The organism is Streptosporangium nanhuense (assembly GCF_059358815.1).
This window is the reverse complement of the sequence record NZ_JCADBG010000025.1, coordinates 1-21,067: the sequence shown is the minus strand read 5'-3', so window position 1 is coordinate 21,067 and position 21,067 is coordinate 1. Positions and strand designations below refer to the sequence as shown.

Sequence of the window (21,067 nt, the reverse complement as noted above, 5' to 3'; positions counted from 1 at the left end):
ACGCCCCGTTCCTGAACCCGGGAACGGGGCGTTCCGGCCGGCGGGCGGCACCGGGTTCGGACCAGTGCCGTCGCACGTGCGAGGCGATCCGGCCGGGATCAGGACCGGCAACGGAACCGGCCCGGGCGTACGGTCCGTGCCCCTCCGCAGCCGCCCGCCCTCGTCGTCACCCGGTCGGCCACCCTGGGTTCAGAAGTTCTCGTTCCACAGGTACCAGGGGCCGTAGTAGTGCTCGACGTCGGGTTCGTACTCCTCTTCCTCCGGCAACGGAGGTTTCCCGTCCGGGCTCCAGATGAAGCCGTGGGCGTGAATGCCGTCTCCCCCGCCCGCCAGCGCGAAGCGCACCGTGCCCCCGTGCCGTTCGGCCCAGGAGATCTCGAACAGCCCGAGCGTCGCGGCCTCCATCCTCCAGCCGGCGCTTCCCGCCACCGCCGACCGCGCGACCTTCTCGAAGCTCTCCTCGGACAGGGAGAGCCTGAGTCTTCCGGGCCCCGCGGCAGGCAGCGCGAGCACCAGGATTCCGACGATCGCCGGCGCCGCCCAGCGCGACAGGTTTCGTCTGACATCGGACCGGCCTTGCGGACTGAAGATCTTCACGGCGAGGCGCACGAACCAGACCGCACCCAGTACGAAGAACGCCAGGAGAACGGGCAGCACCCACAGAGGGTTGCCGCTGGGAAAGCTCGCCCCGTACAGGAGGAGCAGCCCGATGACCACCAGTGAGCCGATCAACGGGAGACCCGGCGCGCCGATCGAACTTCTCAGGGTCCGTTCCTGCGAGATCACGGCGACTCCGATCAGGAGCGATCAGGACATCTCATGATCTACCAGCTTCACCGTTCGTGGTGCTCCAGTCGGCTTGATCCGGGGAAGACAACGCGTACCCGGGACTGCTCCACCCCGAGCACCGCGGCCGGTGCCGGGTGCACCCGTCCCACATCCCGTCTAGCGCTGCTTGAGGCGGAGCGCTTCCTTGCGGACCTCGACCTGGAGGGCCTGCTCGCGCTCCAGCCACGCCGGGTTCTCCGCTTTCAGCGCATCGATCTCAGCGGTGGTGAGCGGTCCGGTGATCCCACCTCTGAGCAGGCCCGCGACGGAGACCTTGAGCTTCGCGGCGATGACCTGCTTGGAGTGCGGGCCGTTGCGGCGCAGGTCGACGAGCCAGGCGGGGGGCTTCGTCTGCAGCTCGTTCAGCTCGTCCCGGGAGACGACACCCTCCTGGAACTCGGCGGGAGTGGCCGAAAGGGGGACACCCAGCTTCTTGGCCGCGGTCGCGGGCTTCATCGTCTGGGTCGTCTTCGGTTTGGGCGAGGTCATGGCGTCAAGAGTAGCCAGCCGGAACAGGTTCCCCAGCCATCGGTACCCTGAGGAAGTGACTGATGGAGAGACCGGCAGGACGTTTCGACTGGCCTACGTGCCCGGGGTGACACCCGCGAAGTGGGTCAACGTCTGGACCGAGAGAACGCCCGATGTGCCGGTCCCCCTGGTCGCGGTCCCCGCCGCCGAGGCGGTGGGACTCCTGCGGGACGGCGGCGCCGACGCCGGATTCGTCCGGCTGCCGGTCGACCGGGACGGGCTCAGCGTGATTCCTCTCTACGTGGAGACCACGGTCGCCATGGTCCCCAAGGATCACGCGGTGGCCGCCGCCGACGAGGTGTCCATCGCCGATCTCGCCGACGACGAGGTGTTCCATCCTCTGGACGACACCGTCGAGTGGACGGTCCGGCCCGGGCTGCCCGCGTTCACCCGCCCGGCCACGACGGCGGAAGCGGTCGAGCTCGTGGCGGCCGGCGCCGGGATTCTCCTGGTTCCGCTGTCGCTGGCGCGCCTCCACCACCGCAGGGATCTCACCTACCGGCCGGTGACGGACGCGCCGCAGTCCCAGGTCGCGCTGGCCTGGCTCACGGACGCGACCACCGACCTGGTGGAGGATTTCATCGGCATCGTCCGCGGCCGGACGGTGAACAGCTCCCGTGGCCGCACCCCGGCCTCCCCCGCGAAGAAGCCGGCGCAGCGGCAGGCGCAGAAGCCCGCCCAGAAGCCGGCACAGAACGGCTCCGGTCGCCGGGCCGTGCCGGCCGGCCGCAAGAAGAAGGGCAACCGGCCTCGGTGACCCGCGGACGACCCCGGACGTCACGCGAGACCGCAGCCGGCCCCCGACCGGGCCGCGACGGCTCAATCAGGGGCCCGGTAACGGAGGGTGATCGCTTCACGGGGACAACACTCCGCCACCTCCTGGGCCAGCGAGATGTCCTCGGGGTCGGTGAGTTCGCCCCCGCGCGCGGTGGCCACCCGATCCGGGCCGAGCGTGAACAACCCGGGCGCGGTCGCCGAACAGAGCCCGGTGCCGAAACACAGGGCCCGGTCCACCTCCAGGTGCCGGCCCATCACAGGACGACGGGCAGAGCCCGATAGTCGTTCAACGCCCACACCTCGTGGCGCCGTATCTCCTCCCGGGGGCAGGCGAGCCGTAGATCCGGGAACCGCTCGACGAGAGTGGCGAGAGCCATCTCGCTGATCAACCGCGCGGCGGCCGCCCCGAGGCAGTTGTGGATACCGTGCCCGAGTCCCAGGTGACGCGCCCCGTCGCGGGTGAGGTCGAGGCGATGCGGATCGTCGAAGACCTCCGGGTCACGGTTGGCCGACGCGATCATGACCATCACCGGCTCCCCGGCCGCGATCTCCACATCCCGGACCTTGACCGCCTCGGTGGGGAACCGCCAGGGCACCGAGGCGACCGGCGACTCGTAGCGCAGCAGCTCCTCTATGCCCGACCGGCTCAGGACCCCCGGATCCCCGGCGACCAGCGCGCGCTGGTCGGGATGGTCCAGCAGCGCCAGCATCGCGTTGCCGATGAACATCTTGGTCGTCCCGACCCCCGCGATGATCATGATGATCACCAGCGCCACCAGCTCGTCCTCGGTGATCCGCCCCTCCTCGTCCGCCGCCCGGACGAAGGCGGAGGTGAGGTCGTCACCGGGTTCGGCCCGCTTCCGGGCCACGAGTTCGCGGCCCCGTTCGCAGAAACGCTCCCGCGCCCCCGGGATGAGCGGAAGTTCCGCCGGGTCGGTGGAGATGAGCAGGTCCACGTCCCGGGAGAGTTCCTCCCGCCCCTCCATGGTGAACCCGAGGCGCGTCGCGATCACGGCAGGCGGGATCGGCGCCGCGAACTCCGCCACCAGATCCCGCTCCTGCCCCGGTTTCCAGTCGTTCACGGTCAGGTCGATAACGCGCCGGATATCCTCCCGCCATTTCTCGACGGCCCGCGGAGTGAAAGCGCTCATGGCGCACCGCCTGACCCGGGTGTGCTGCGGCGGATCGAGCCCTGGAATGGTCTGTGCCAGTATGGTCCCCCCGCTGACGGACAGCCCCGCCGCCTGGAATTCGGCGCTCCCGCGCCACTCGGCGGTGCTGAACCGCGTGTCGGCGAGGATGGCCATGGCATCGTCGTACCTGGTCACAACCCACATGGGGACGTCGCCGAGCGGAAAAAGATATCGATGAACAGGCGAGTTGACCCGCAACCAGTCAAGCGCCGGATAGGGATTACGAAAATAGTCGGGGCTGAAAAGCTCCACCGGAACGGCCGTATTAGACATACGAGGATTCCTCCCACCGCTTACGTCGCCTGCATCGTATGTCGCACCTCCGCCACAGAGAATGGGCGACCTGTGATGAAGCGGCCGCTTTCTCCGGTCTCTTCCACGGAGGGGGCAGTCGGCCGACCGATCCCTTTGACGGAGGGACCGGTCAGCCGACCGGTCCCCTTGGTGGAGGGTCAATCGGCCAGCGCGGGAGCCTGGAGGAGGCCGTAACAGGCGGTCGGGGCTCCGGTGGCGTAGGCCCAGTAACGGTCCCCGTACGACCAGTGCCACCATTCGGTGGGGTAGTTGACCAGGCCCACCGCTGTCAGGACCGAGGCCAGGAGCTGCCGGTTGCCGGCCGCCTCCGGCAGGATGTCCGGGGACGCGGTGTAGCACGCTCCGTCGGGGCCGGTGGGAGTCGCGTTGACCTCCGTACCCATCGGCAGTTCGACCCTGGCGTGCGTGCAGAGGGTCAGGTCCACTGCGGCGCCCGCCACGTGCGGCGCCACCTCGGGCGGGGAGATGTAGCGGCCCGCCTCGCGCCGAAGGCGTTCACCGCTCCAGTCCGGGTGCAGGTCCCGGAGCTCTTCGACGGACTCGGCGAAGTACCGCTCCTGCAGCGCGGGGGGCCGGTATCCCTCGATCACGAGGAGCCGGAGCTCCCGCGGCAGTAATGACTGCGCGGTCACAAGCCGCTCGGCGACGCTCAGCCGCAGGTGCGCGTAGGCCCCTGCCGGATCCGCCAACCGCTGGTCGACGAACACCGCGTCCAGCCCGCGCAGGTCGACGAGAGGCTGACCGCATTCTTCGACCGGTAGTTCGAGGATCCGGGGATCCGACAACAACGTGATCTCTGGCATCTGGTGACGACCCCTCATTCTTCGTTGGCTGGGGAAGGGGGCGCCCCTGTGCCGCCCATGGTGGTCACGGGCGGTACAGGGGCGCGGGTGGAGCTGGGGTGGAGCTGGGGGGTGGGGGTTATCGGACGATGCCTTGGGTGTCGATGCCGTCGCCGTTCCAGTCGCCGGTGACGGGCAGGTCGGCGGTGTTGCCGAAGCCGACCTGCTTGGTGATCTCGGCGGCGCTGGTGACCGGGCTGGTGCGCAGGTTGAAGGTGTAGCCCATCCGCACGCCGATGTTGTCCTTGCCGTCGTTGTCCCAGTCGCCGGCCAGCGGGGCGGAGTTCTTGTTGCCGTACATGATCTTGTGGTCGACCCGGCCGCTGGCGGGGTCGTTGGACAGGTAGAAGATGGCGGTGGAGGGGTCGTAGGCGCTGGGGGTGTCGGTGCCGTTGCCGTCCCAGTCACCGATCACGGGCTTCCAGGCGGTGTTGCCGTAGCCGATCGGCACGGTGGTCTCGACATCGCTGGTGACGGGGGTGGTGCGCAGGTAGAAGGTGTAGCCCATCCGCACGCCGATGTTGTCCTTGCCGTCACCGTCCCAGTCACCCACGATCGGCACGGAGTTCCTGTTGCCGTACATGATGTTGTACTCGGACTGACCGTTGTCGGGATGGTTGGACAGGTGGAACATGGCGGTGGTGGGGTCGTAGGCGCTGGGGGTGTCGGTGCCGTCACCGTCCCAGTCACCGATGATGGGAACCATCGGGCTGTTGCCGTACCTGACCACCGGCCGGATGTCGGTGCTGGAGTCCAGGTTGTCGCCGAGAGAGAACTCCAGCACCCCGTAGTTGGGAGGTTCGGGGTCGGAGGTGTCGTCGACACCGACTGGCTCGGAGTATCCGACGATGTCGATGTTGCCGCGCGAGTAGCTGTTCGCCTTGATGCGGTCACCGCTGTTGCCCTCGATGGTGTAAACCGTGCTCGAGGTCGCCGACTTCACGATTCCGACGTGGTCGATGTCACCGCTCTGGTCCCAGTCGAAGACGACGGCGTCACCGGGCTGCGGCGTGTAGCCGCTCGAACGGGTATGCCATGTCCCATGTTTCGTCCCGTAGTCCTTGAAAGAGGACGCCCACCCGGTCAGCACGCCTCCACTGGTCTCGGCGATGTCGGCGTAGCGCACGCCGGCGTTCTTCCACACGTATTTGGAGAAGTCCGCGCACCAGTCGCTGTCTCGCCACTGGACCCCGTCGGTGGACGGGCAACCGGCCGCGGACTTCCAGTTGCGGAAGTACCCGGTGTAGTAGTTGCAGCCGCTCCCCATCGGGTTTTCGTGGTTGCGGGAGGAGCTGTTGAGCTGGCTCTGGGCGATGGACACGATGGAGTCGCGCGACACCGCGGCGGCGGCGGGAGTGGCGGTGACCGTGACCATTCCCGCTCCGACGAGCACCGTGGTGACCAGCCCGCCAAGGCGACGGAAGAAGCGGGAGCGGGTTTCCCCGCTCCTGGTGCGGGGGGTGATCGCACTCATGGGAGTTCCTTTCCGGTGAATCCTGTCTGTCTCAGTGCGACAAGGATCCGGCCGGCCGCTCCAACCTTTCTGTAATTGCGCTGCAGCCTTCCGCCGGCCGATATGGAGGGCGATTACAGATGTCACCGGGGCACGCCGTGGCCGGGCCGGGGTTCCCCCGGCGACGGCCGGCAACGACAGGCGCCCCTGTGCCGCCCGTGGTGGTCACGGGCGGCACAGGGGCGCGGGTGGAGCTGGGGTGGGGCTGAAGGGCTGGGGTGAGGCTGGAGCCAGGCTGGAGCCAGGGTGGAGCTGGGGTGGAGCTGGGGGGTGGGGGTTATCGGACGATGCCTTGGGTGTCGATGCCGTCGCCGTTCCAGTCGCCGGTGACGGGCAGGTCGGCGGTGTTGCCGAAGCCGACCTGCTTGGTGATCTCGGCGGCGCTGGTGACCGGGCTGGTGCGCAGGTTGAAGGTGTAGCCCATCCGCACGCCGATGTTGTCCTTGCCGTCGTTGTCCCAGTCGCCGGCCAGCGGGGCGGAGTTCTTGTTGCCGTACATGATCTTGTGGTCGACCCGGCCGCTGGCGGGGTCGTTGGACAGGTAGAAGATGGCGGTGGAGGGGTCGTAGGCGCTGGGGGTGTCGGTGCCGTTGCCGTCCCAGTCACCGATCACGGGCTTCCAGGCGGTGTTGCCGTAGCCGATCGGCACGGTGGTCTCGACATCGCTGGTGACGGGGGTGGTGCGCAGGTAGAAGGTGTAGCCCATCCGCACGCCGATGTTGTCCTTGCCGTCACCGTCCCAGTCACCCACGATCGGCACGGAGTTCCTGTTGCCGTACATGATGTTGTACTCGGACTGACCGTTGTCGGGATGGTTGGACAGGTGGAACATGGCGGTGGTGGGGTCGTAGGCGCTGGGGGTGTCGGTGCCGTCACCGTCCCAGTCACCGATGATGGGAACCATCGGGCTGTTGCCGTACCTGACCACCGGCCGGATGTCGGTGCTGGAGTCCAGGTTGTCGCCGAGAGAGAACTCCAGCACCCCGTAGCTCGGAGGAGCCTGGGAGGCCAGGATGGTGTCGACGATGATCTGCGCGTCACCGGCCTGCGGCTGGTAGCGGTCCGGATACGCCGACACCTGCACGGTCTGGCAGATCTCGCCGATCGGCTCGGTCATCCACTTGTTGTTCGGGTACTTCGAGATCATCTTGTTGAGGAAGGCGTTCGTCGCCCAGGTGGGGTTCAGCCGCTGTGCCCTGGTCCCCCACGAGGCCCGCTGCTGGAACAGCCCAAGGCTGTCGTGGTCGAGCTCCTCGCTGATGTTGTCGATGCTGGACTCGACGATCGTCGTGGTGATGGCGATGACGGCGGCCCTGGAGTGCAGGCCCCGGTCGCGTACGGCCTTGATGATCATCCGCGCGCAGGAGACGCGGTACGCCGACATGTAGCCGCGCATCTTGGCTTTCAACTTGCCGTTGAGCTGCGTGGCGAGGGCGGAGTCGGTGGAAGTGGTGCCGTCCGGGTCACACGCGGCGAGAGCTCGGGCCGCGCTGACATCGCCGGCCCGCGTGCTCGGCGCCGGGGTGGGGTCCGCCATCGCGGTGGGCGTGATCAGCAGGCCGCAGGTCACCGCCATGACGGTCAGGCTAGCGAGCCGACGGGCGCTGCGGATCGGGGACGAGGGGAGAGCACTCATTTGACGCCTCGATTCGGGGAGGTTCGATCTGGCGTCCAAAGAGTGCGGCCGGGCGCTCCAACCCCGCTGTAAGAATCTTGTAGGACCTCTACAGGGTGAGTTCTCCGTGCTCGCGGGAGCCGTACACGCGAAAGACGTCGACCGCCTCGGCCCGGATCGTCCGGGCCGTCTCGTGGTCTCCCAGTTCCTCGTACAGCAGGACCAGATCACGCAGGGTCCGCGCGCGGAACAGCGGGAGGTTAAGCTCCTCCCACTGCCGTACCGACTCCTTGAGACAGCTCTGCGCCTCTTCGAGTCGCCCTGCGGCGAGGTGAAGCTCTCCCAAGGTGCGCAAGGTGATCGCCTCGCCCCACCGGTCCCGCAGGGAGCGCATGTCGGCGAGTACGCCCTCCAGTGACGGCAGGGCCTCGTCGCACCTGCCCTGCCGGAGCCATGCCTTGGCACGGGTCCGCAACGCGTAGCATTCGAGCAGCCGGTCGCCGATCTCGCCGAAGATCCGCGCCGCCTGCTCACTCAGCCGCTCCGCCTCGCCGAACTCCGCTCTGGCCATGTGGTGGAGGGCGATGGTCCGCATGGTCAGCGCCTCACCTCGGCGGCTTCCCGACTTCCTGTACAGCGCGAGCGCGTGCTCCAGGTCGGTCCAGGCGCGCTCCAGATCACCCTGTTCCAACCGGATCGACCCTGACAGCCGCCGCACGTGGGCGAGAGCGGCCCGGTCTTCCTGGTCGCTCCACATCCGCTGAGCGCTGTCGAGGAAGTGGAGCGCCTCCGGCAGGTATCCCTGCTCGCGACAGACGGTGCCCATTCCCACGAGGGTGGCGTACTCTCCCCGGAGATCCTTCGCGGCGCGGAACATCGGCAGAGCCTGGCTGAAGTACTCCTGAGCCTCGGTGTAGCGATCCTGCTCGTACCGCAGCCGGCCCAGCTCCGCGAGCAGCGTCGCCTGGCCGGCGGCGTTCCCCTTGCGGCGCGCGACCGCCAGAGCGGCTTCGTGGGTACGGCTCCAGGCCGTGAACTGGTTCTCCGCGGCGAAGGCCGAGTGGCACAACGCGGACGCCAGTTCGATCGCGGCCTCGTCGAGGTCCATCGCCGCCGCCAGTTCGACGCCGGCGACGAGTGGCTCCTCCTCGATGCGGAACCACGTGTGAGGAGCCGCGAGGACGGCCCGCGCGGTCCCGGGGTCCATGGGAACGACAAGTCCGTAGGACTCCCGCATCGCGATCATGCCCGTGGGTTCGACGGCGCGCACCTTCTCCAGCAGCCAGAGCCAGCCGCCGAGCACCCTGGTCACCGCGGTCACCCGCGCTTCCTTCGGGTCCTCGGTCTCGGCGCACTCCCGGGCGAACAGCCGGATGAGATCGTGGAGTCGGTAGCGCACCTGGCCGGTCGCGTCGACGCCCTCGACCTCGACGAGCGAGGCGTCCACCAGCTGTTCCAGGTTCCGCTCCGCCTCGTCGTGGCTCGACCCGGTGGCGGCCGCCGCGACCCAGGCGGGAAAGTGCGGAAGGCCGAGCAGGCCGAGGTATCGCAACGCCCCGCGTACGGAGTCGGGCAGCAGCTCGTAGCTCAAGGCGATGCTGGCACGGACCTCCTGGTCTCCCACGGTGAGTTCGTCCAGTCGGCGCCGCTCGTCGGCGAGCCGGTCGGCCATCAGCTTCACCGACCACTGACGCCGTGAGGCGAGCCTGGCCCCGACGATCCGGATGGCGAGGGGCAGGTACCCGCACTGCCGTACGATCATCCGTGCCGTGTCGGCCTCCGCGGTGATCCGTTCGCCGCCGGCGACGTGGGACAGCAGGGCGAGTGCCGCGTCGACGGTCAGTACGCCGATCTCCGTCGGGACGGCGCCGGCGAGGCTCGGAAGCTTGTTGCGCGAGGTGATCAGCACGGCGCATCCCGCCGCCCCGGGCAGCAGCGGGCGGACCTGACGCTCGGTGGCCGCGTCGTCGAGCACCACCAGCATCCGGCGGCCGGCGAGCAGGCTGCGATACCGGTTGATCCGCTCCTCCAGGGTCGCGGGAAGCTCCGGCGCGGGTGTGCCCAGTTCTCGCAGGAGGCGGCCCAGGACCTCCTCCGGGGTCGCCGGGAGTTCGGTGGTGCCGCGTAACTCGGCGTAGAGCTGGCCGTCGGGATAGAGCCGGGCTATCTCGTGGGCGACCCGTAACGCGAGGGTGGACTTCCCCGTGCCGCCTGCTCCGAGGATCACGCACACCGGCATGGCGGACGGCTGGGCCAGAGCCGTCCGTAACGAGGCGATTTCCTCGGTTCGGCCCGTGAAGTCGGGGGTGACGGGCGGCAGTTGGTACGGCCGCCCCCTGCCGGAATCGGATCTTCCTGAATCCGACCTGCCCGAGTCGAGCCCACCGGAGTCGAGCCTGTCCGAGTGGGACCTGCCTGAATCGGATCTGCCTGAATCGGATCTGCCTGAATCGGACCTGCCTGAATCGAGCCTGCCGGGCACCGAGGGCGCCGGCCCGCCCGCCCTGCCCGGGCCGTCGGGTGCGGATGTCCCCGGCTGCCGCGGCGCCCGGGAGCGATGCCTCGGAAGCAGGTCCGGGTCCCCTCGCAGGACGCCCTCGTGCAACAGTCGTAGCTCGGGACCGGGATCGATGCCCAGTTCCTCGGCGAGAACCTCCACACCCTGCCGGTAGACCGCGAGCGCGTCCCCGCGCCGTCCGACCCCGTTGAGCGTGACCATGAGGTCGTAGCGCAGGCGTTCATGGGTGGGATGACGTGCCACCAGAGCGGTCAGCTCTCCGATGACCTGCTCGTGCAGACCGATCTTGAGATCCGCGGAGATCCGTTCCTCGGTCACGGTGAGCCTCAACTCGTCGAGGCGCCGGGCCTCGCCGAGCAGGAAGGAATCGCCGATCCCGCCGAGGGCCGGACCACGCCAGAGCGCCAGGGCCGTACGAAGACGCTCGCTCGCCTCTTCGTGACGCCCCCCGGCAGCCTCGCGCCGCCCTTCGGCGACGAGCGTCTCGAACAGGGCACGGTCGACGGCCCCCGCGGGAACGTCGGCCAGGTAGCCCGCCTGGTGAGACATGATGATCGACGGCATGCCCGCGCGCTCGAACGATCGGCGCAGTGACGAGATGTAGGTCTGCAACACGGCCCGGGCGGTGTCCGGGGGATCCTCGTTCCAGACCGCTTCGATGAGCCGCTCGGCCCGGACCACGTGGCCCTCGTCGAGAAGCAGAGCGGTCAGCAGGGTTCGTGGTTTGGCTCCCCCGAGCGGCACCTGACGACCATCGCTCCAGACCTCTACCGGGCCAAGGAGACGAAATTCCATGCACTCCTCCAGTGAGGACTCCCCAAGCCCTCGAGGTACTCCGGCTGTGGACGGGATCCGTCCGTCGAAAAGTGCGCCACGAATGGGGGGGTCCGCCCTCAACGTGAGCACCTGCCATGCGGTGGCTGCCAGAGTAGATCACCACTGCTCGCGATTAACAGGGCTGATTTGCCTCAGCAGACCCTCAACCGCTCTCTGTCGCCGGTCCGGCCAGTTCTCCGGGACGAGACGGGTCTCCAGGACGAGGCGGGTCTCCGGGACGAGGCGGGTCTCCGGGACGAGGCGGCGGGAACGGTTCCGCTTTGCGCGAAGTCGACAGAACTCGAACGCACCGTCTACCTATGGTGAGGCATGGCCTTCTCTGTCCCGCCGCTGCGCCCGGCGACCGATCGGACCGACCCCAAGCCGTCCCCGGCTCACGAGCCGCTGTGGCGGCACGCGCTCGGTGAGCGTCTCAGGGGTCTTCGTCACGATCGGGGCGAGAAGCTGAGCGAGACGGCGCGTCGCGCCGGCGTCTCGCCGCAGTATCTCTCCGAGATGGAACGAGGCCTCAAGGAGCCGTCGAGCGAGATGATCGCCGCGGTCGCCGGCGCGCTGGACGTCACCCTGCTCGATCTGACCCTCGCCGTCGCCGAGAGCCTGCGGTCCGCCCAGACCAGCGCGTCGAGAGGTGCCACCTGCTCGGCGGCGTACACCCTGGCCGCGTAGCGTGGCCCGCCGGGATCACCCACGAGCCGGTGAATGCTCCTCGATGATCTCATCGAGGAGCCCGTACTCCAGGGCCGCGGTCGCGGTGAACACGCGATCGTGATCGGTGTCGGCGCGGAGGGTCTCGATGCTCTGGCCCGTGTGCCGTGACAGGATGCGCTCGATGTCCGCCCGGACACGTACGACCTCGTCGGCCTGCAGGATGAGGTCGGGGATCGTCCCGCGCCCCTGAGCGGCCGGCTGGTGCAGGATTATTCGCGCGTGCGGGAGGGCGGCACGTTTTCCTTCGGCGCCCGCGGCGAGAAGGACGGCGCCCACCGCGATGGCCTGTCCGACGCAGGTCGTCTCAACCCTCGGGCGGATGTAGCGCATGGTGTCGTATATCGCGAGCATGGCGCTCGGGTCCCCGCCCTCGCAATTGATGTAGAACTGTATGGGGGCATCGGGGTTGTCCGACTCCAGGAAAATAAGCTGTGCGACGAGCGCGTTCGCGACGCCCGCGTCGATCGCGGTTCCCAGATAAACTATTCGCTCGGTGAGCAGGTGCGAATAGACGTCCATGATCCGCTCGCCACGAGAATTCCGGACGATGACATTGGGAATCGTGTACGTGCTCACTGGCCGGCTCCTTCGGTGACGCCGAATCCGGGTCTCGGGCGACTGTGTGGCGCGATTTCGTCGAAGCTCTGGACGATCGCGTCTATGAAGCCGTAGTCCAGTGCCTCCCCCGCCGTGTACCAGCGATCGTGCAAGGAGTCCTCGAATATGCGTTCCACGGGCTGACCCGTGTCCTCGGCGATGAGACCGAGCACCGTGTCGCGAGTATGCCGGAGGTCGCCGGCCTGCAGTTCGATGTCGACCGCGGTGCCGCCGATCCCGGCCGAGCCCTGGTGCATCAGGACACGTGAGTGCGGCAGAGCCCGGCGCTTCCCCCGGGCACCCGATGACAGCAGGAACTGCCCGGCGCTGTAGGCGATGCCCAGCACGAGGGTCGACACGTCACAGGGAATGAGCCGAATGATGTCGCGGATCGCGAGCATCGACGGAACCGAGCCGCCCGGGGAATGAATCCACAATGCGATATCGGCCGACGCGTCATGCGTGGCGAGTGCCATCAACTGCGTGGCGAGCAACGTCCCGTTGTCGTCGTCGAGAGGGCCGTCGAGAACGAGAACACGCTGTTCGTAAAGCTGATGTCTCATCCGCGTGTTGAACAATGGAGGTTTCGATTCTTCGCTCATGCGTCCATCATGTGAGGCGATCCGGATCGGCGTCGACACGATCTGCCCGGGGCAGATCCGCTCTGGGCAGAGCGAAACCGGTCTCCGGCCCCTCTCACCGGCCGCGCACCGATGAGCGGCACCGACGATTCGAATCGCTTCCGCGCTCCGTGCTCGCCGCCTGACGGGATTGCCTCACTACTCGGTGATACCGTATAGTGGTACTAAGTAGCACTGAGTACCAGGAGATCGAAGAGGACCCACGATGGACGACCTGACGGAGATGCTGAAGGGCACGCTTGAAGGTTGCGTGCTCGAAATCATCGGCGGCGAGGAGACCTACGGGTACGCCATCACGCGGCGGCTGCACGAACTCGGCTTCGCCGACGTCGTCGAGGGGACGGTGTACACCATCCTGCTGCGTCTGGAGAAGAACGGGCTCGTCCAGGTGACGAAACGACCGTCCGGGCTGGGCCCGCCACGCAAGTTCTATGCGCTCAACGAGGCGGGGCGCGAAGAACTCGCGACGTTCTGGGCGAAGTGGGAGTACATCACGTCACGGATCGACAAGCTCAGGGAGGGCGGGAGATGAACTTCTGGGAGGCCATCACAGGCAGCGATCTCACCAGGGAATGGAAGGCTTTCGAAGTCCGGGCCGAGGCACTGCCGGCCGACTACCGGGCGGCGTGGGAAAAGATCAAAGGTCATCTTTTTCCCTACACGGATTTCACCGGCCGGAACCTGATGCCGATTCTCGACGGCGCTCTGGGGCTGCTCGAAGAGACAGCGGCCGACGGGCAGAGCATCCACGAGGTGCTGGGTGACGACATCGAGGGCTTCTGCGCGGCGCTGGCCGGCGGAGAAGGGACCCGGACCTATCGCGACCGGTGGCGCGAGCAGTTGAACAGGAACGTCGCAAGGAAATTGGGCCGGCTAGGAGGCTGACGTGGGCATCCAGGACATCATCGAAGGCAAGAAGCAGTGGCGGGCGCACATGGCGCGGGTCAGGGCACTCCCGCCGGACTACCAGATCGTCTACAAGGAGATCCAGAGATACCTCTTCAAGGTCGGACCGATCGACCTGCATGACGGGCCCCTCCTTCCAGGGATCGTCGATTTCTTCGAGGAGGGTGCCGCGGCCGGCAAGGGGGTCCTGGAACTCATCGGCGACGACGTCGCCGCCTTCTGCGACGATCTGGTCAAGGACTCGCGCACCTACGCGGACGTCTATCAGGAGTCCATCGGCGGGGAACCCGGCCCGGCCGGGAAGTGACGCCCGTCGCCCGAGGCCGAACCCCCGGGGTAGGCCGGCAGAGGGTTCCCGTGCGGTCATCCTTGGCGGCGTGGAGCGGGAAGTCGGCCTCGGCGCGGATGCCGTACTACCCGTTCGACCACGCCAAAGGCCCTGGCGGACCTGGCTGCGGATCGGCGCTTGCCCGAGGTTCGTCCAGGTGTACTGACCACAAAGGTTGAGTGCGTCTAGGGCTTGCGGGCCAGACCGCCGTAGTAGGTGTGGTACAGAATGGCGTTCCTGACGGAGATGCTCGGCTCGGCACGCCACCCGGGGAGCGGGACGAGGCCCGGCGCGACCAGCTCGAAGTCGCCGAAATACTCCGTGATCTCGTCCATGGTGCGCCAGCGGCCGGTGCCGAGGTTCTCATTGAAGAGCTTCTCGGCCGTCGTGGCCTGCCGGGACGCCTCCGGGTGCGCCTCACCGGGATTGCAGAAGTGCGAGATCGCCACGAAGCTGCCGGACACCAGCGGGGCGCGCAGCGTGGCCGCCACTCCGGCGGGATCCTCGTTGTCGTGCAGATGGTGCAGGACGCTCAGCATCAGCAGCCCCACCGGCTCGCCGAAGTCGACGAACTCCTTCACCTGATCGTTCTCCAGGATCGACCGTGGGTCGCGCGCGTCCGCCTGGATGACCGTCGTGCTGTCGTCGGTGGTGAGCAGCGCCCGCCCGTGGACCAGCACCATGGGGTCGTTGTCCACGTAGACCACCCGGGCCGCCGGGTCGACCTCCTGCGCCACCTGGTGCACGTTGCCCTGGGTGGGCAGGCCAGACCCGATGTCGATGAACTGCCTGATCCCCGCCTCGGCCGCCATGTGGTGCACGACCCGCCGCAGGAAGGCCCGGTTCTGCTGCCCGGCCTGCTGGGCTCCCGGGGCGATCTTCAGTGCCGCCTCGGCGACCTGCCGGTCGACGGCGAAATTGTCCTTCCCTCCCAGGAACCAGTCGTAGACCCTCGCGATGCTGGGCTTCGTCGTGTCGATCTCCGCGGGAAGCTGACCCTCATCCTCGCCGTGCTCGGGCACTTCGCCACCTTCGTTCCGATCGGGGTCCCACTTGATCGCGGGGAACTGGGCAGGATAATAACCCTGAATCCCTTCTAAGAGCAGGTATATGACGAGAGGCTTACATAAGCACTCTGACGGAGCTGGTCACGACGAGTGCGCGCAGAACGGTGACGGATCGGAGAAGGCCTCGGCGATCACCGCCCGCATCGGCCGCATCGGCTGTGGACCAGGATCGATCAAGGACCGTTCCCCGTCAGTGAGATCTCCACGCGCCATGACGACGGCCTACCGGAACCACAGACCACCGCGCAGGCGGATCCCGCCGCTTTCAACCCCGTACAGGCCCTGGCGCAGGACGGCGATACCGGTCAGGAAGATGTCGACGCCGATGAGGAATCGCTCGCGGTCATCGTGTCCGCGCATCTGTGTCGCCGCCGCCGTCCAGAAGGCCGGTCGCGCTCTGGATGATCCGCGAACGCCTCCGCTTCGCCCCCGGTGACGCCGACCCGGGCGGGAGGCCTCATGGTCGCACGCGTGCCCGCCGCGGGTCCGTCGGCGGCCGCCGCCCACGGCGCGAGGCCGCGATCTCGCTAGTTCTGAATCTCGCTCGGGCCCTCGTCGAAGACGGTGATGTCGGTGACGATGTGGATGGGATGGGGCCAGTCCACGTTGACCACGAAGGTCACGCCCTTGTTGGAATCCCAGGGAGGGCCGTGTGGCGCGATGTTGGAAACCGTCACGTTGGCGGAGCCGATGAAGCGCTGATGGTTGGCGTCGGCGAACCCGCCGTGTGCGTCGGGGTCCGACTCCGGGACGTACTCGCTGGCGGCGACGTGCACGATCGAGTTGACGTTGATCGCCCCCCAGTTGAAGTTGAGCGGCACCCGCCCCTTGAGCGGCCCCCAATACTTGCGGATGTGCTGTGGCATGGCCTGTTCCCTCCGCCGGTGCTGTAGCACCAAGAGTCGCGGGAACACGACCTCCTCACATGAGTAGGGCCCTACTCGGTTGTCTCCGCCGGCACCTCCCGGTGCGGCACCCCTCGCGGATGCTCCGGGCCCTGGCGAGCGGCGCCGACCTCGGCGGGGCGCCACCTCGTGATCGAACCCGCGCCACCACCGTCCGCGGGCGGGCCGCAACCGATCCGGTCCGGCAGGACGACCACCGACGACCGCGGCCCCCGCCGAACGTGCCGTCGCCTGGATCGTCGTTCACGGCAACCGGCGATTACGATACATCGGCACCATCAAGAGCGACGCCCGGCTCCACACCCACGCCCCCCCACCCCGCGAACCCTGATCGACCCCGGACTCACCCGGACCGGCGACCTCTGGACACCGGTTCCCGGACCCACCTGAGCGAACCACGGCCGGCCAGAGCACCACAGATCCGCAGTGGCCTTCCAGGCCCTGTGCGAAGTCGTGATCAATCTGGACGCGCGGCCTCGCCCCGGGACGCGGCGGTGAGGCCCGGCCGGCATGTCGGAGTCTCATGAGCCCGGGTGAAAGGACACCGCATGGCACCTTCCCGTAACCGGGTCACCCCCATGGGGGACATCGTGGCGATCCCGCTGCGCGGCGCCTGGACGGGTAACCGCGGCATCATCCATTCGGGCGAGCGCATCGTCCGCTTCCACGCGGGCGACCTGTGGATCACCTGTGCGCTCAGGTTCAAGGAGCGGCGGCGGGAGCAGTGGCGCCCTGATCACTACACCTTCCTGTACTTCCACGACGAGGCCGTCTCGCTGGCGGCCGGGCACCGCCCGTGCGCGGAATGCCGCAGGGACAGCTACAGCGCCTACCGCTCCGCCTGGGCCGAGGGTCTGCGGGCCGACGCTCCGTCCGCCCGGGCGATGAATCGGCAGCTGCACGGCGAACGGCTCGTCCGAGGCACGCACCAGAGGCGTATCCACGAGGCGCACTGGGCCGGCCTGCCCGACGGCACCTTCGTCCGGCTCGGCACCTCCCCCGCCGTCGTCATCGGCCCTCGGCTGGTCGAATGGACGTCCGAGGGATACCGGACCCGCCACCCACGGCCCGTACGGGGACTGGCCGACGTCATCACCCCGCCCTCGACCGTCGCCGCGTTGAACGCCGGATACCCGGTGCAGATCGACGACTCCGCATGTGAGTGACGTCGTCCCCGCCCCGTCGCCGGGACCGCCGAAAACGTCCGGCGCCCGCCGCATCGTCGCCACGAGCCGGACCCCGGCAACCACGACCAGGGCCTGTACGGACTTCGGATATTCAGGTGAATTGAAGATCACTGAGAAGGCGGTGTCTCATGGCACCGACTGAACCCGACTGGGCCCCTCGCGAGATGCGGCACGGCTTCGTCTCGCCGCTGTCGGACCCGGGCGTCCCGATCGAGGAGGGGTGACGCCCGGTCGGCCATCGGAACACGGTGGTCACGGAGACGGTCTATCGGAAGCAGATCCGGCCCGGTACTCATGCAGCGAGCGGAGGCCACGGACGACATCTTCGGGAGTCAGTCGCCCGGTTGGTCACTCACGCCCCGTCCCGAAGATCTGATGCGGGGCGTTCTGACCGGTGGGTGCCACCGGGTTCGAACCAGTGACATCTCGCTTGTGAGGCAACCCGAGCGCATGCCTGACCAGGGCCAATACCAGCCTCAGCCTGGAGTTACGGTCCACAGTGATCCACCAGCACCGGCCCCGTCCGTCGTCGTTGTCACTCAGTTCGTCACTCATGAGGGGCCAGTCGGTTCCCCTGCCAGGTCTTGATCGCGAGGCCTTGATGCACCTCGAGACAGCCGGCGTGGGGACGGTGCGTGGGCGGCACCCTGCAACCTCACAGGCTCTCAAGATCACAGCCGATCCGCAATTGCTGTTTGAGCACTGAACGCCTTCCGCAGTCAATACACGAAAAGGTGCTTAAATGAATTCAACAAAGACCGGCAAAGCGAAGATCTCCATGTTTCCCCGCATCGCTCTGGCTTTGGCTGGAGCCATGGCGACCATAATCATTCCCAGCGCGGTGGCTCCCAGCTCGACAGCTGCCTCCGCGTCGGCTCTGGGCTGCCAGGCGACGTACGCCGTCCTGACACTCCAACGGAAACAAGAGCTCCTGGCGATGCAGCGGCAGGTACACCGTAAATGTCAATGCCTCTAAATTCACGGCAGGGGGATGGTCCGGAACGATCAGCGCACGAGGCTCAGGCGGCCTCTGGTTCTACCGCTACTTCTGTGACTTCGACGTCGTGACCTTCAACAACGGCACCCTCGTTGAGTACGTCGATCTTTCGGCGACGAAGGCATCTCACTGCTAGTGGTAGGGCAGCGCTCCATCACCTGCTTTGCTCGGCTACTGACCCCGCTCTCTGGAGGGCGGGGTCGAGACGCATAAGTATGACCAATGCTGAGTGTCGGCGTCTCACTTGTTTTCGCCGGTCCGGCGGGAAACACGATCGGGCGGCACGGGCGCGGTTCCGGGTGAATCTTTCATCCGGAACCGCCTTGCGTCCCCACCTGGACAGCGGGCGCGAGGGCGGTGTTTCCCGAGGTCTCGAAGGTCCTCTCCCAGGCCTCGCACCGACTCGGGGAGGCGATGACCGTACGGGCGGCAACGGTGTCTATACATCCTCCGAGAACCGTCCGAACCTGGAACCGCCGGCGCGAACGGGCGGCGGCCAACGGGGTGGCTCAACGGGAGGGTGATCACTCGTGGGACGTGGTAAGGGCTTGTCACGGAACAGGGTTCTGACGTCGGCCGCGGCCACCGCGCTGCTCGCGGCCGGGGCCGTCATGGGCGGCGCGGCCACCTCCGCCGAGGCGGCGGCCGGTTGCGCTGTGACCTATACCTCGCACAGCTGGGGCACCTCGTCGGGCGGCTTCACCGCCTTCATCGACATCACCAACACCGGAGACCCGATCTCGGGCTGGGCGCTGACGTTCACGTTCCCGAGCACCCAGCGGATCACCGGTGGCTTCAGCGCGCAGTGGAGCCAGAGCGGCCAGCAGGTCACCGCCAGAAATCCCGCGTGGGGCGGGCCGATCAGCTCCGGAGGGACCTTCGGCATCGGCTTCAACGGAACCTGGACCGGCAGCAACCCGCCGCCGACGGACTTCGCCCTCAACGGCGTGCCGTGCACGGTCAAGCTGGTGCCGAGTCCCACCCCTTCACCCAGCCCCTCGCCTTCCCCACCACGGCTGCGGATCCTCCTCTCCCCCTCCAAAATCACGGTGCCCGAGGGCGGCACGGCCGGCGTCCAGGTACGGCTCAGCCAGCAGCCCCCGGGCAACGTCATCGTGGGCACCGCGCGGGTCAGCGGCGACACGGACCTGTCCGCCGGACCGCCGCTGACCTTCACCCCGGACAACTGGGACGTCCCTCAACCTCTCACCGTGACGGCGGCCGAGGACGACGACACGGTGAACGGCCCGGCGACGTTCGACTCCCGCAGCAGCCAGATCACCGGCAGCAGCGCCTTCCTGTGGAGCGCCGTCGAGCAGGACAACGACTAGGGGCCTGTTCTGGGTTTGGATCGTGAGGTTGTGCTGCGCGCTACCGTCCGGCCTTGACGGGCGAAGGGGGATGACGCGTGGTGACCTCACCGATGATGAGTGGACCATGGCCGAGCCGTATCCGCCGCTGGGTGAGCGGGGGACGGCACTCGATCCGGTCGGCCGACCGGCACCGCCGTCCGCTGTCTTTCCTGCTCACTCCCGGCCAAGCCGCCGGCAGTCCTCGTTTCATCGCCGTTTCGGCCGCCATCAAGGTCCGCCTCCGGCTCGGCCGGCCCCGCACCCGGCCCGGCGCGGCGCGGTGGCCGCGGACAAGGCCTCCCCTCCCGCGCCAACCGCCTCTACCTGCGTCGGCGCGGTATCCGAGCGGTCATTCCGGAGAGGAAGGACCAGGCGGCCAACCGCAAGAAGCGCGGCTCACGCGGAGGCCGCCCCATCCGCGACGATGTGGCGCTGTACAAGGAACGCGACACCGCCGAGCGTCGCATCAACCGGATGAAGGAGTGGCGGGGCCGGCCTTCCGCTTCGACAAGACGCCGGAAAGCCACATCGCCGGGCTTCACGTACGGGGCGCCATCCTGTGGATCCGAAGCCTTGACCCCGCCTGAAGATCCGAACTCAGAACAGGCCCTGGTCACTCACCCCCTGTTCCGAAGATCGGCTACGGGGCGTTCTGGCTGGTGGGCACTACTGGGTTCGAACCAGTGACATCTCGCTTGTAAGGCGATCCGAGCGGAGGCGCGACCAGGGCCGATACCGGCCCTGACTTAGGCATACGGTCCACGACCGTCCACCGTCGTCCGCCCCCGTCCGGGGTCGTTGTCACCCAGTTGGTCACTCAGATACGAGACGCGACCAGGCGGCGCGGCAGCAACGTGAAAGCCCGCGAGGCAGAGAAGAACACCGGAACCACGGCATCCATCGTGAGCACGATCACCCCGTACGTCGACCGCGAGGCGTATCGAGCACCATGGCCGAGTCTCCGAAGTCGGCCACGATCTTGAGCTGACCTCCGAGCGCCGTCACGTAAGCGGCCAGGGTGGCCACTTCGCTGATCACTCCGCTCTCGATCTGTGAGACGCGGGCCTGTGACACGCCCATCGCCTGAGCGACATCCTCCTGTCGCAGGCCAAGCTTGCGTCTGGCTTCAGCGAGTTGGTAGGCGCGCTGGCGAGCTACGAGCCCATCTCGGAGTTGGGCAACCTCTTGCTCATCACCGGGCTGAACAAGTTCGGCACGTAGTTCCTCCCATGTCACCGCCTGATCGCTCATCGCTCCCTCTCCTTGAGGTACCGGGCAAAACGCACCTCTGCCGTTTTGATCGCCACGTCATACCACCCGCTCCAGTCGCCGGATTTGGGCTTCCCCTTCTAGCGTGGAGACCTGACCTAAGGAGAAGGTTAGGTCGTGGGAGAGACCAGACGCAGGTTCGAT

General features: G+C 67.6%; 21 protein-coding genes and 1 pseudogene. 8 read left to right on the top strand and 14 right to left on the bottom strand.

Annotated elements, in window-relative coordinates; genetic code table 11:
• Positions 1-189: 189 nt before the first annotated feature.
• Together AC5L38_RS35800 and AC5L38_RS35795 are read right to left on the bottom strand one after the other, a co-directional pair.
• The gene (locus tag AC5L38_RS35800) at positions 190-786 is read right to left on the bottom strand and encodes a hypothetical protein (RefSeq protein ID WP_495247238.1); all 597 of its coding nucleotides are present in this window, start codon (positions 784-786) and stop codon (positions 190-192) included.
• Positions 787-945: 159 nt separating this feature from the next.
• On the bottom strand, positions 946-1,317 hold the full coding sequence (locus tag AC5L38_RS35795) for a DUF5997 family protein (protein ID WP_495247237.1): 372 nt from the start codon (positions 1,315-1,317) through the stop codon (positions 946-948).
• 55 nt (positions 1,318-1,372) lie between these two features.
• Between AC5L38_RS35795 and AC5L38_RS35790 the strand changes: the two genes are divergently transcribed.
• Positions 1,373-2,113 (top strand): LysR family substrate-binding domain-containing protein, encoded by a 741-nt coding sequence (locus tag AC5L38_RS35790; protein WP_495247236.1) that lies wholly within the window; start codon positions 1,373-1,375, stop codon positions 2,111-2,113.
• Between the two features lie 62 nt (positions 2,114-2,175).
• Here AC5L38_RS35790 and AC5L38_RS35785 read toward each other — a convergent pair whose 3' ends face one another.
• The 6 genes from AC5L38_RS35785 to AC5L38_RS35760 all read right to left on the bottom strand — a co-directional run bounded on the left by AC5L38_RS35785 (position 2,176) and on the right by AC5L38_RS35760 (position 10,924).
• The gene (locus AC5L38_RS35785) at positions 2,176-2,388 is read right to left on the bottom strand and encodes a ferredoxin (protein ID WP_495247235.1); all 213 of its coding nucleotides are present in this window, start codon (positions 2,386-2,388) and stop codon (positions 2,176-2,178) included.
• Entirely contained in the window at positions 2,388-3,215 is an 828-nt protein-coding gene (locus AC5L38_RS35780; RefSeq protein WP_495247234.1) for a cytochrome P450, read from the bottom strand. Before AC5L38_RS35780 ends, AC5L38_RS35785 begins: the two co-directional genes overlap by 1 nt.
• A gap of 563 nt (positions 3,216-3,778) precedes the next feature.
• Complete coding sequence (locus tag AC5L38_RS35775; protein WP_495247233.1) at positions 3,779-4,444, bottom strand: M15 family metallopeptidase; 666 nt, start codon at positions 4,442-4,444, stop codon at positions 3,779-3,781.
• Positions 4,445-4,562: 118 nt separating this feature from the next.
• Positions 4,563-5,957, bottom strand: a complete 1,395-nt coding sequence (locus AC5L38_RS35770; RefSeq protein ID WP_495247232.1) for a CHAP domain-containing protein — start codon at positions 5,955-5,957, stop codon at positions 4,563-4,565.
• A gap of 316 nt (positions 5,958-6,273) precedes the next feature.
• Positions 6,274-7,572 (bottom strand): hypothetical protein, encoded by a 1,299-nt coding sequence (locus AC5L38_RS35765; protein ID WP_495247231.1) that lies wholly within the window; start codon positions 7,570-7,572, stop codon positions 6,274-6,276.
• Between the two features lie 148 nt (positions 7,573-7,720).
• A complete protein-coding gene (locus AC5L38_RS35760) occupies positions 7,721-10,924 on the bottom strand; it encodes an AfsR/SARP family transcriptional regulator (RefSeq protein ID WP_495247230.1) in 3,204 nt (1,067 codons plus the stop codon).
• A gap of 351 nt (positions 10,925-11,275) precedes the next feature.
• Here AC5L38_RS35760 and AC5L38_RS35755 point away from each other — a divergent pair, with 351 nt between their 5' ends.
• Complete coding sequence (locus AC5L38_RS35755) at positions 11,276-11,632, top strand: helix-turn-helix domain-containing protein (protein WP_495247229.1); 357 nt, start codon at positions 11,276-11,278, stop codon at positions 11,630-11,632.
• Between the two features lie 15 nt (positions 11,633-11,647).
• Here the strand turns inward: AC5L38_RS35755 and AC5L38_RS35750 are convergent, their stop codons facing one another.
• Complete coding sequence (locus tag AC5L38_RS35750) at positions 11,648-12,250, bottom strand: ClpP family protease (RefSeq protein ID WP_495247228.1); 603 nt, start codon at positions 12,248-12,250, stop codon at positions 11,648-11,650.
• Positions 12,247-12,873, bottom strand: coding sequence for a ClpP family protease (locus AC5L38_RS35745; RefSeq protein WP_495247227.1), 627 nt, complete (start codon positions 12,871-12,873; stop codon positions 12,247-12,249). The genes AC5L38_RS35750 and AC5L38_RS35745 overlap by 4 nt, the downstream gene beginning before the upstream one ends.
• Positions 12,874-13,117: 244 nt before the next feature.
• Here AC5L38_RS35745 and AC5L38_RS35740 point away from each other — a divergent pair, with 244 nt between their 5' ends.
• The 3 genes from AC5L38_RS35740 to AC5L38_RS35730 are packed head-to-tail and all read left to right on the top strand — an operon-like array spanning position 13,118 to position 14,125.
• Entirely contained in the window at positions 13,118-13,444 is a 327-nt protein-coding gene (locus AC5L38_RS35740) for a PadR family transcriptional regulator (protein ID WP_495247226.1), read from the top strand.
• Positions 13,441-13,797, top strand: a complete 357-nt coding sequence (locus tag AC5L38_RS35735) for a DUF1048 domain-containing protein (protein ID WP_495247225.1) — start codon at positions 13,441-13,443, stop codon at positions 13,795-13,797. Before AC5L38_RS35740 ends, AC5L38_RS35735 begins: the two co-directional genes overlap by 4 nt.
• Before the next feature lies 1 nt (position 13,798).
• Positions 13,799-14,125: a DUF1048 domain-containing protein gene (locus AC5L38_RS35730; RefSeq protein WP_495247224.1), complete on the top strand. Its 327-nt coding sequence runs from the start codon at positions 13,799-13,801 to the stop codon at positions 14,123-14,125.
• A gap of 206 nt (positions 14,126-14,331) precedes the next feature.
• Here AC5L38_RS35730 and AC5L38_RS35725 read toward each other — a convergent pair whose 3' ends face one another.
• The 3 genes from AC5L38_RS35725 to AC5L38_RS35715 form a co-directional block, all read right to left on the bottom strand.
• Positions 14,332-15,168: an SAM-dependent methyltransferase gene (locus AC5L38_RS35725; RefSeq protein WP_495247223.1), complete on the bottom strand. Its 837-nt coding sequence runs from the start codon at positions 15,166-15,168 to the stop codon at positions 14,332-14,334.
• Positions 15,169-15,435: 267 nt separating this feature from the next.
• Positions 15,436-15,573, bottom strand: coding sequence for a hypothetical protein (locus tag AC5L38_RS35720; RefSeq protein WP_495247222.1), 138 nt, complete (start codon positions 15,571-15,573; stop codon positions 15,436-15,438).
• A gap of 167 nt (positions 15,574-15,740) precedes the next feature.
• The gene (locus AC5L38_RS35715; protein ID WP_495247221.1) at positions 15,741-16,079 is read right to left on the bottom strand and encodes a hypothetical protein; all 339 of its coding nucleotides are present in this window, start codon (positions 16,077-16,079) and stop codon (positions 15,741-15,743) included.
• A gap of 587 nt (positions 16,080-16,666) precedes the next feature.
• Between AC5L38_RS35715 and AC5L38_RS35710 the strand changes: the two genes are divergently transcribed.
• The 3 genes and pseudogenes from AC5L38_RS35710 to AC5L38_RS35700 form a co-directional block, all read left to right on the top strand.
• Entirely contained in the window at positions 16,667-17,284 is a 618-nt protein-coding gene (locus AC5L38_RS35710; protein WP_495247220.1) for a hypothetical protein, read from the top strand.
• A 1,566-nt stretch (positions 17,285-18,850) separates the two neighbouring features.
• Positions 18,851-19,633, top strand: coding sequence for a cellulose binding domain-containing protein (locus tag AC5L38_RS35705; RefSeq protein ID WP_495247219.1), 783 nt, complete (start codon positions 18,851-18,853; stop codon positions 19,631-19,633).
• 158 nt (positions 19,634-19,791) lie between these two features.
• Positions 19,792-20,241, top strand: a pseudogene (locus tag AC5L38_RS35700) (transposase); the annotation flags it as partial.
• 325 nt (positions 20,242-20,566) lie between these two features.
• On the opposite strand, the gene AC5L38_RS35695 reads toward AC5L38_RS35700, so the two are convergent.
• Positions 20,567-20,905, bottom strand: a complete 339-nt coding sequence (locus AC5L38_RS35695) for a helix-turn-helix domain-containing protein (protein ID WP_440064592.1) — start codon at positions 20,903-20,905, stop codon at positions 20,567-20,569.
• Positions 20,906-21,067 lie beyond the last annotated feature (162 nt).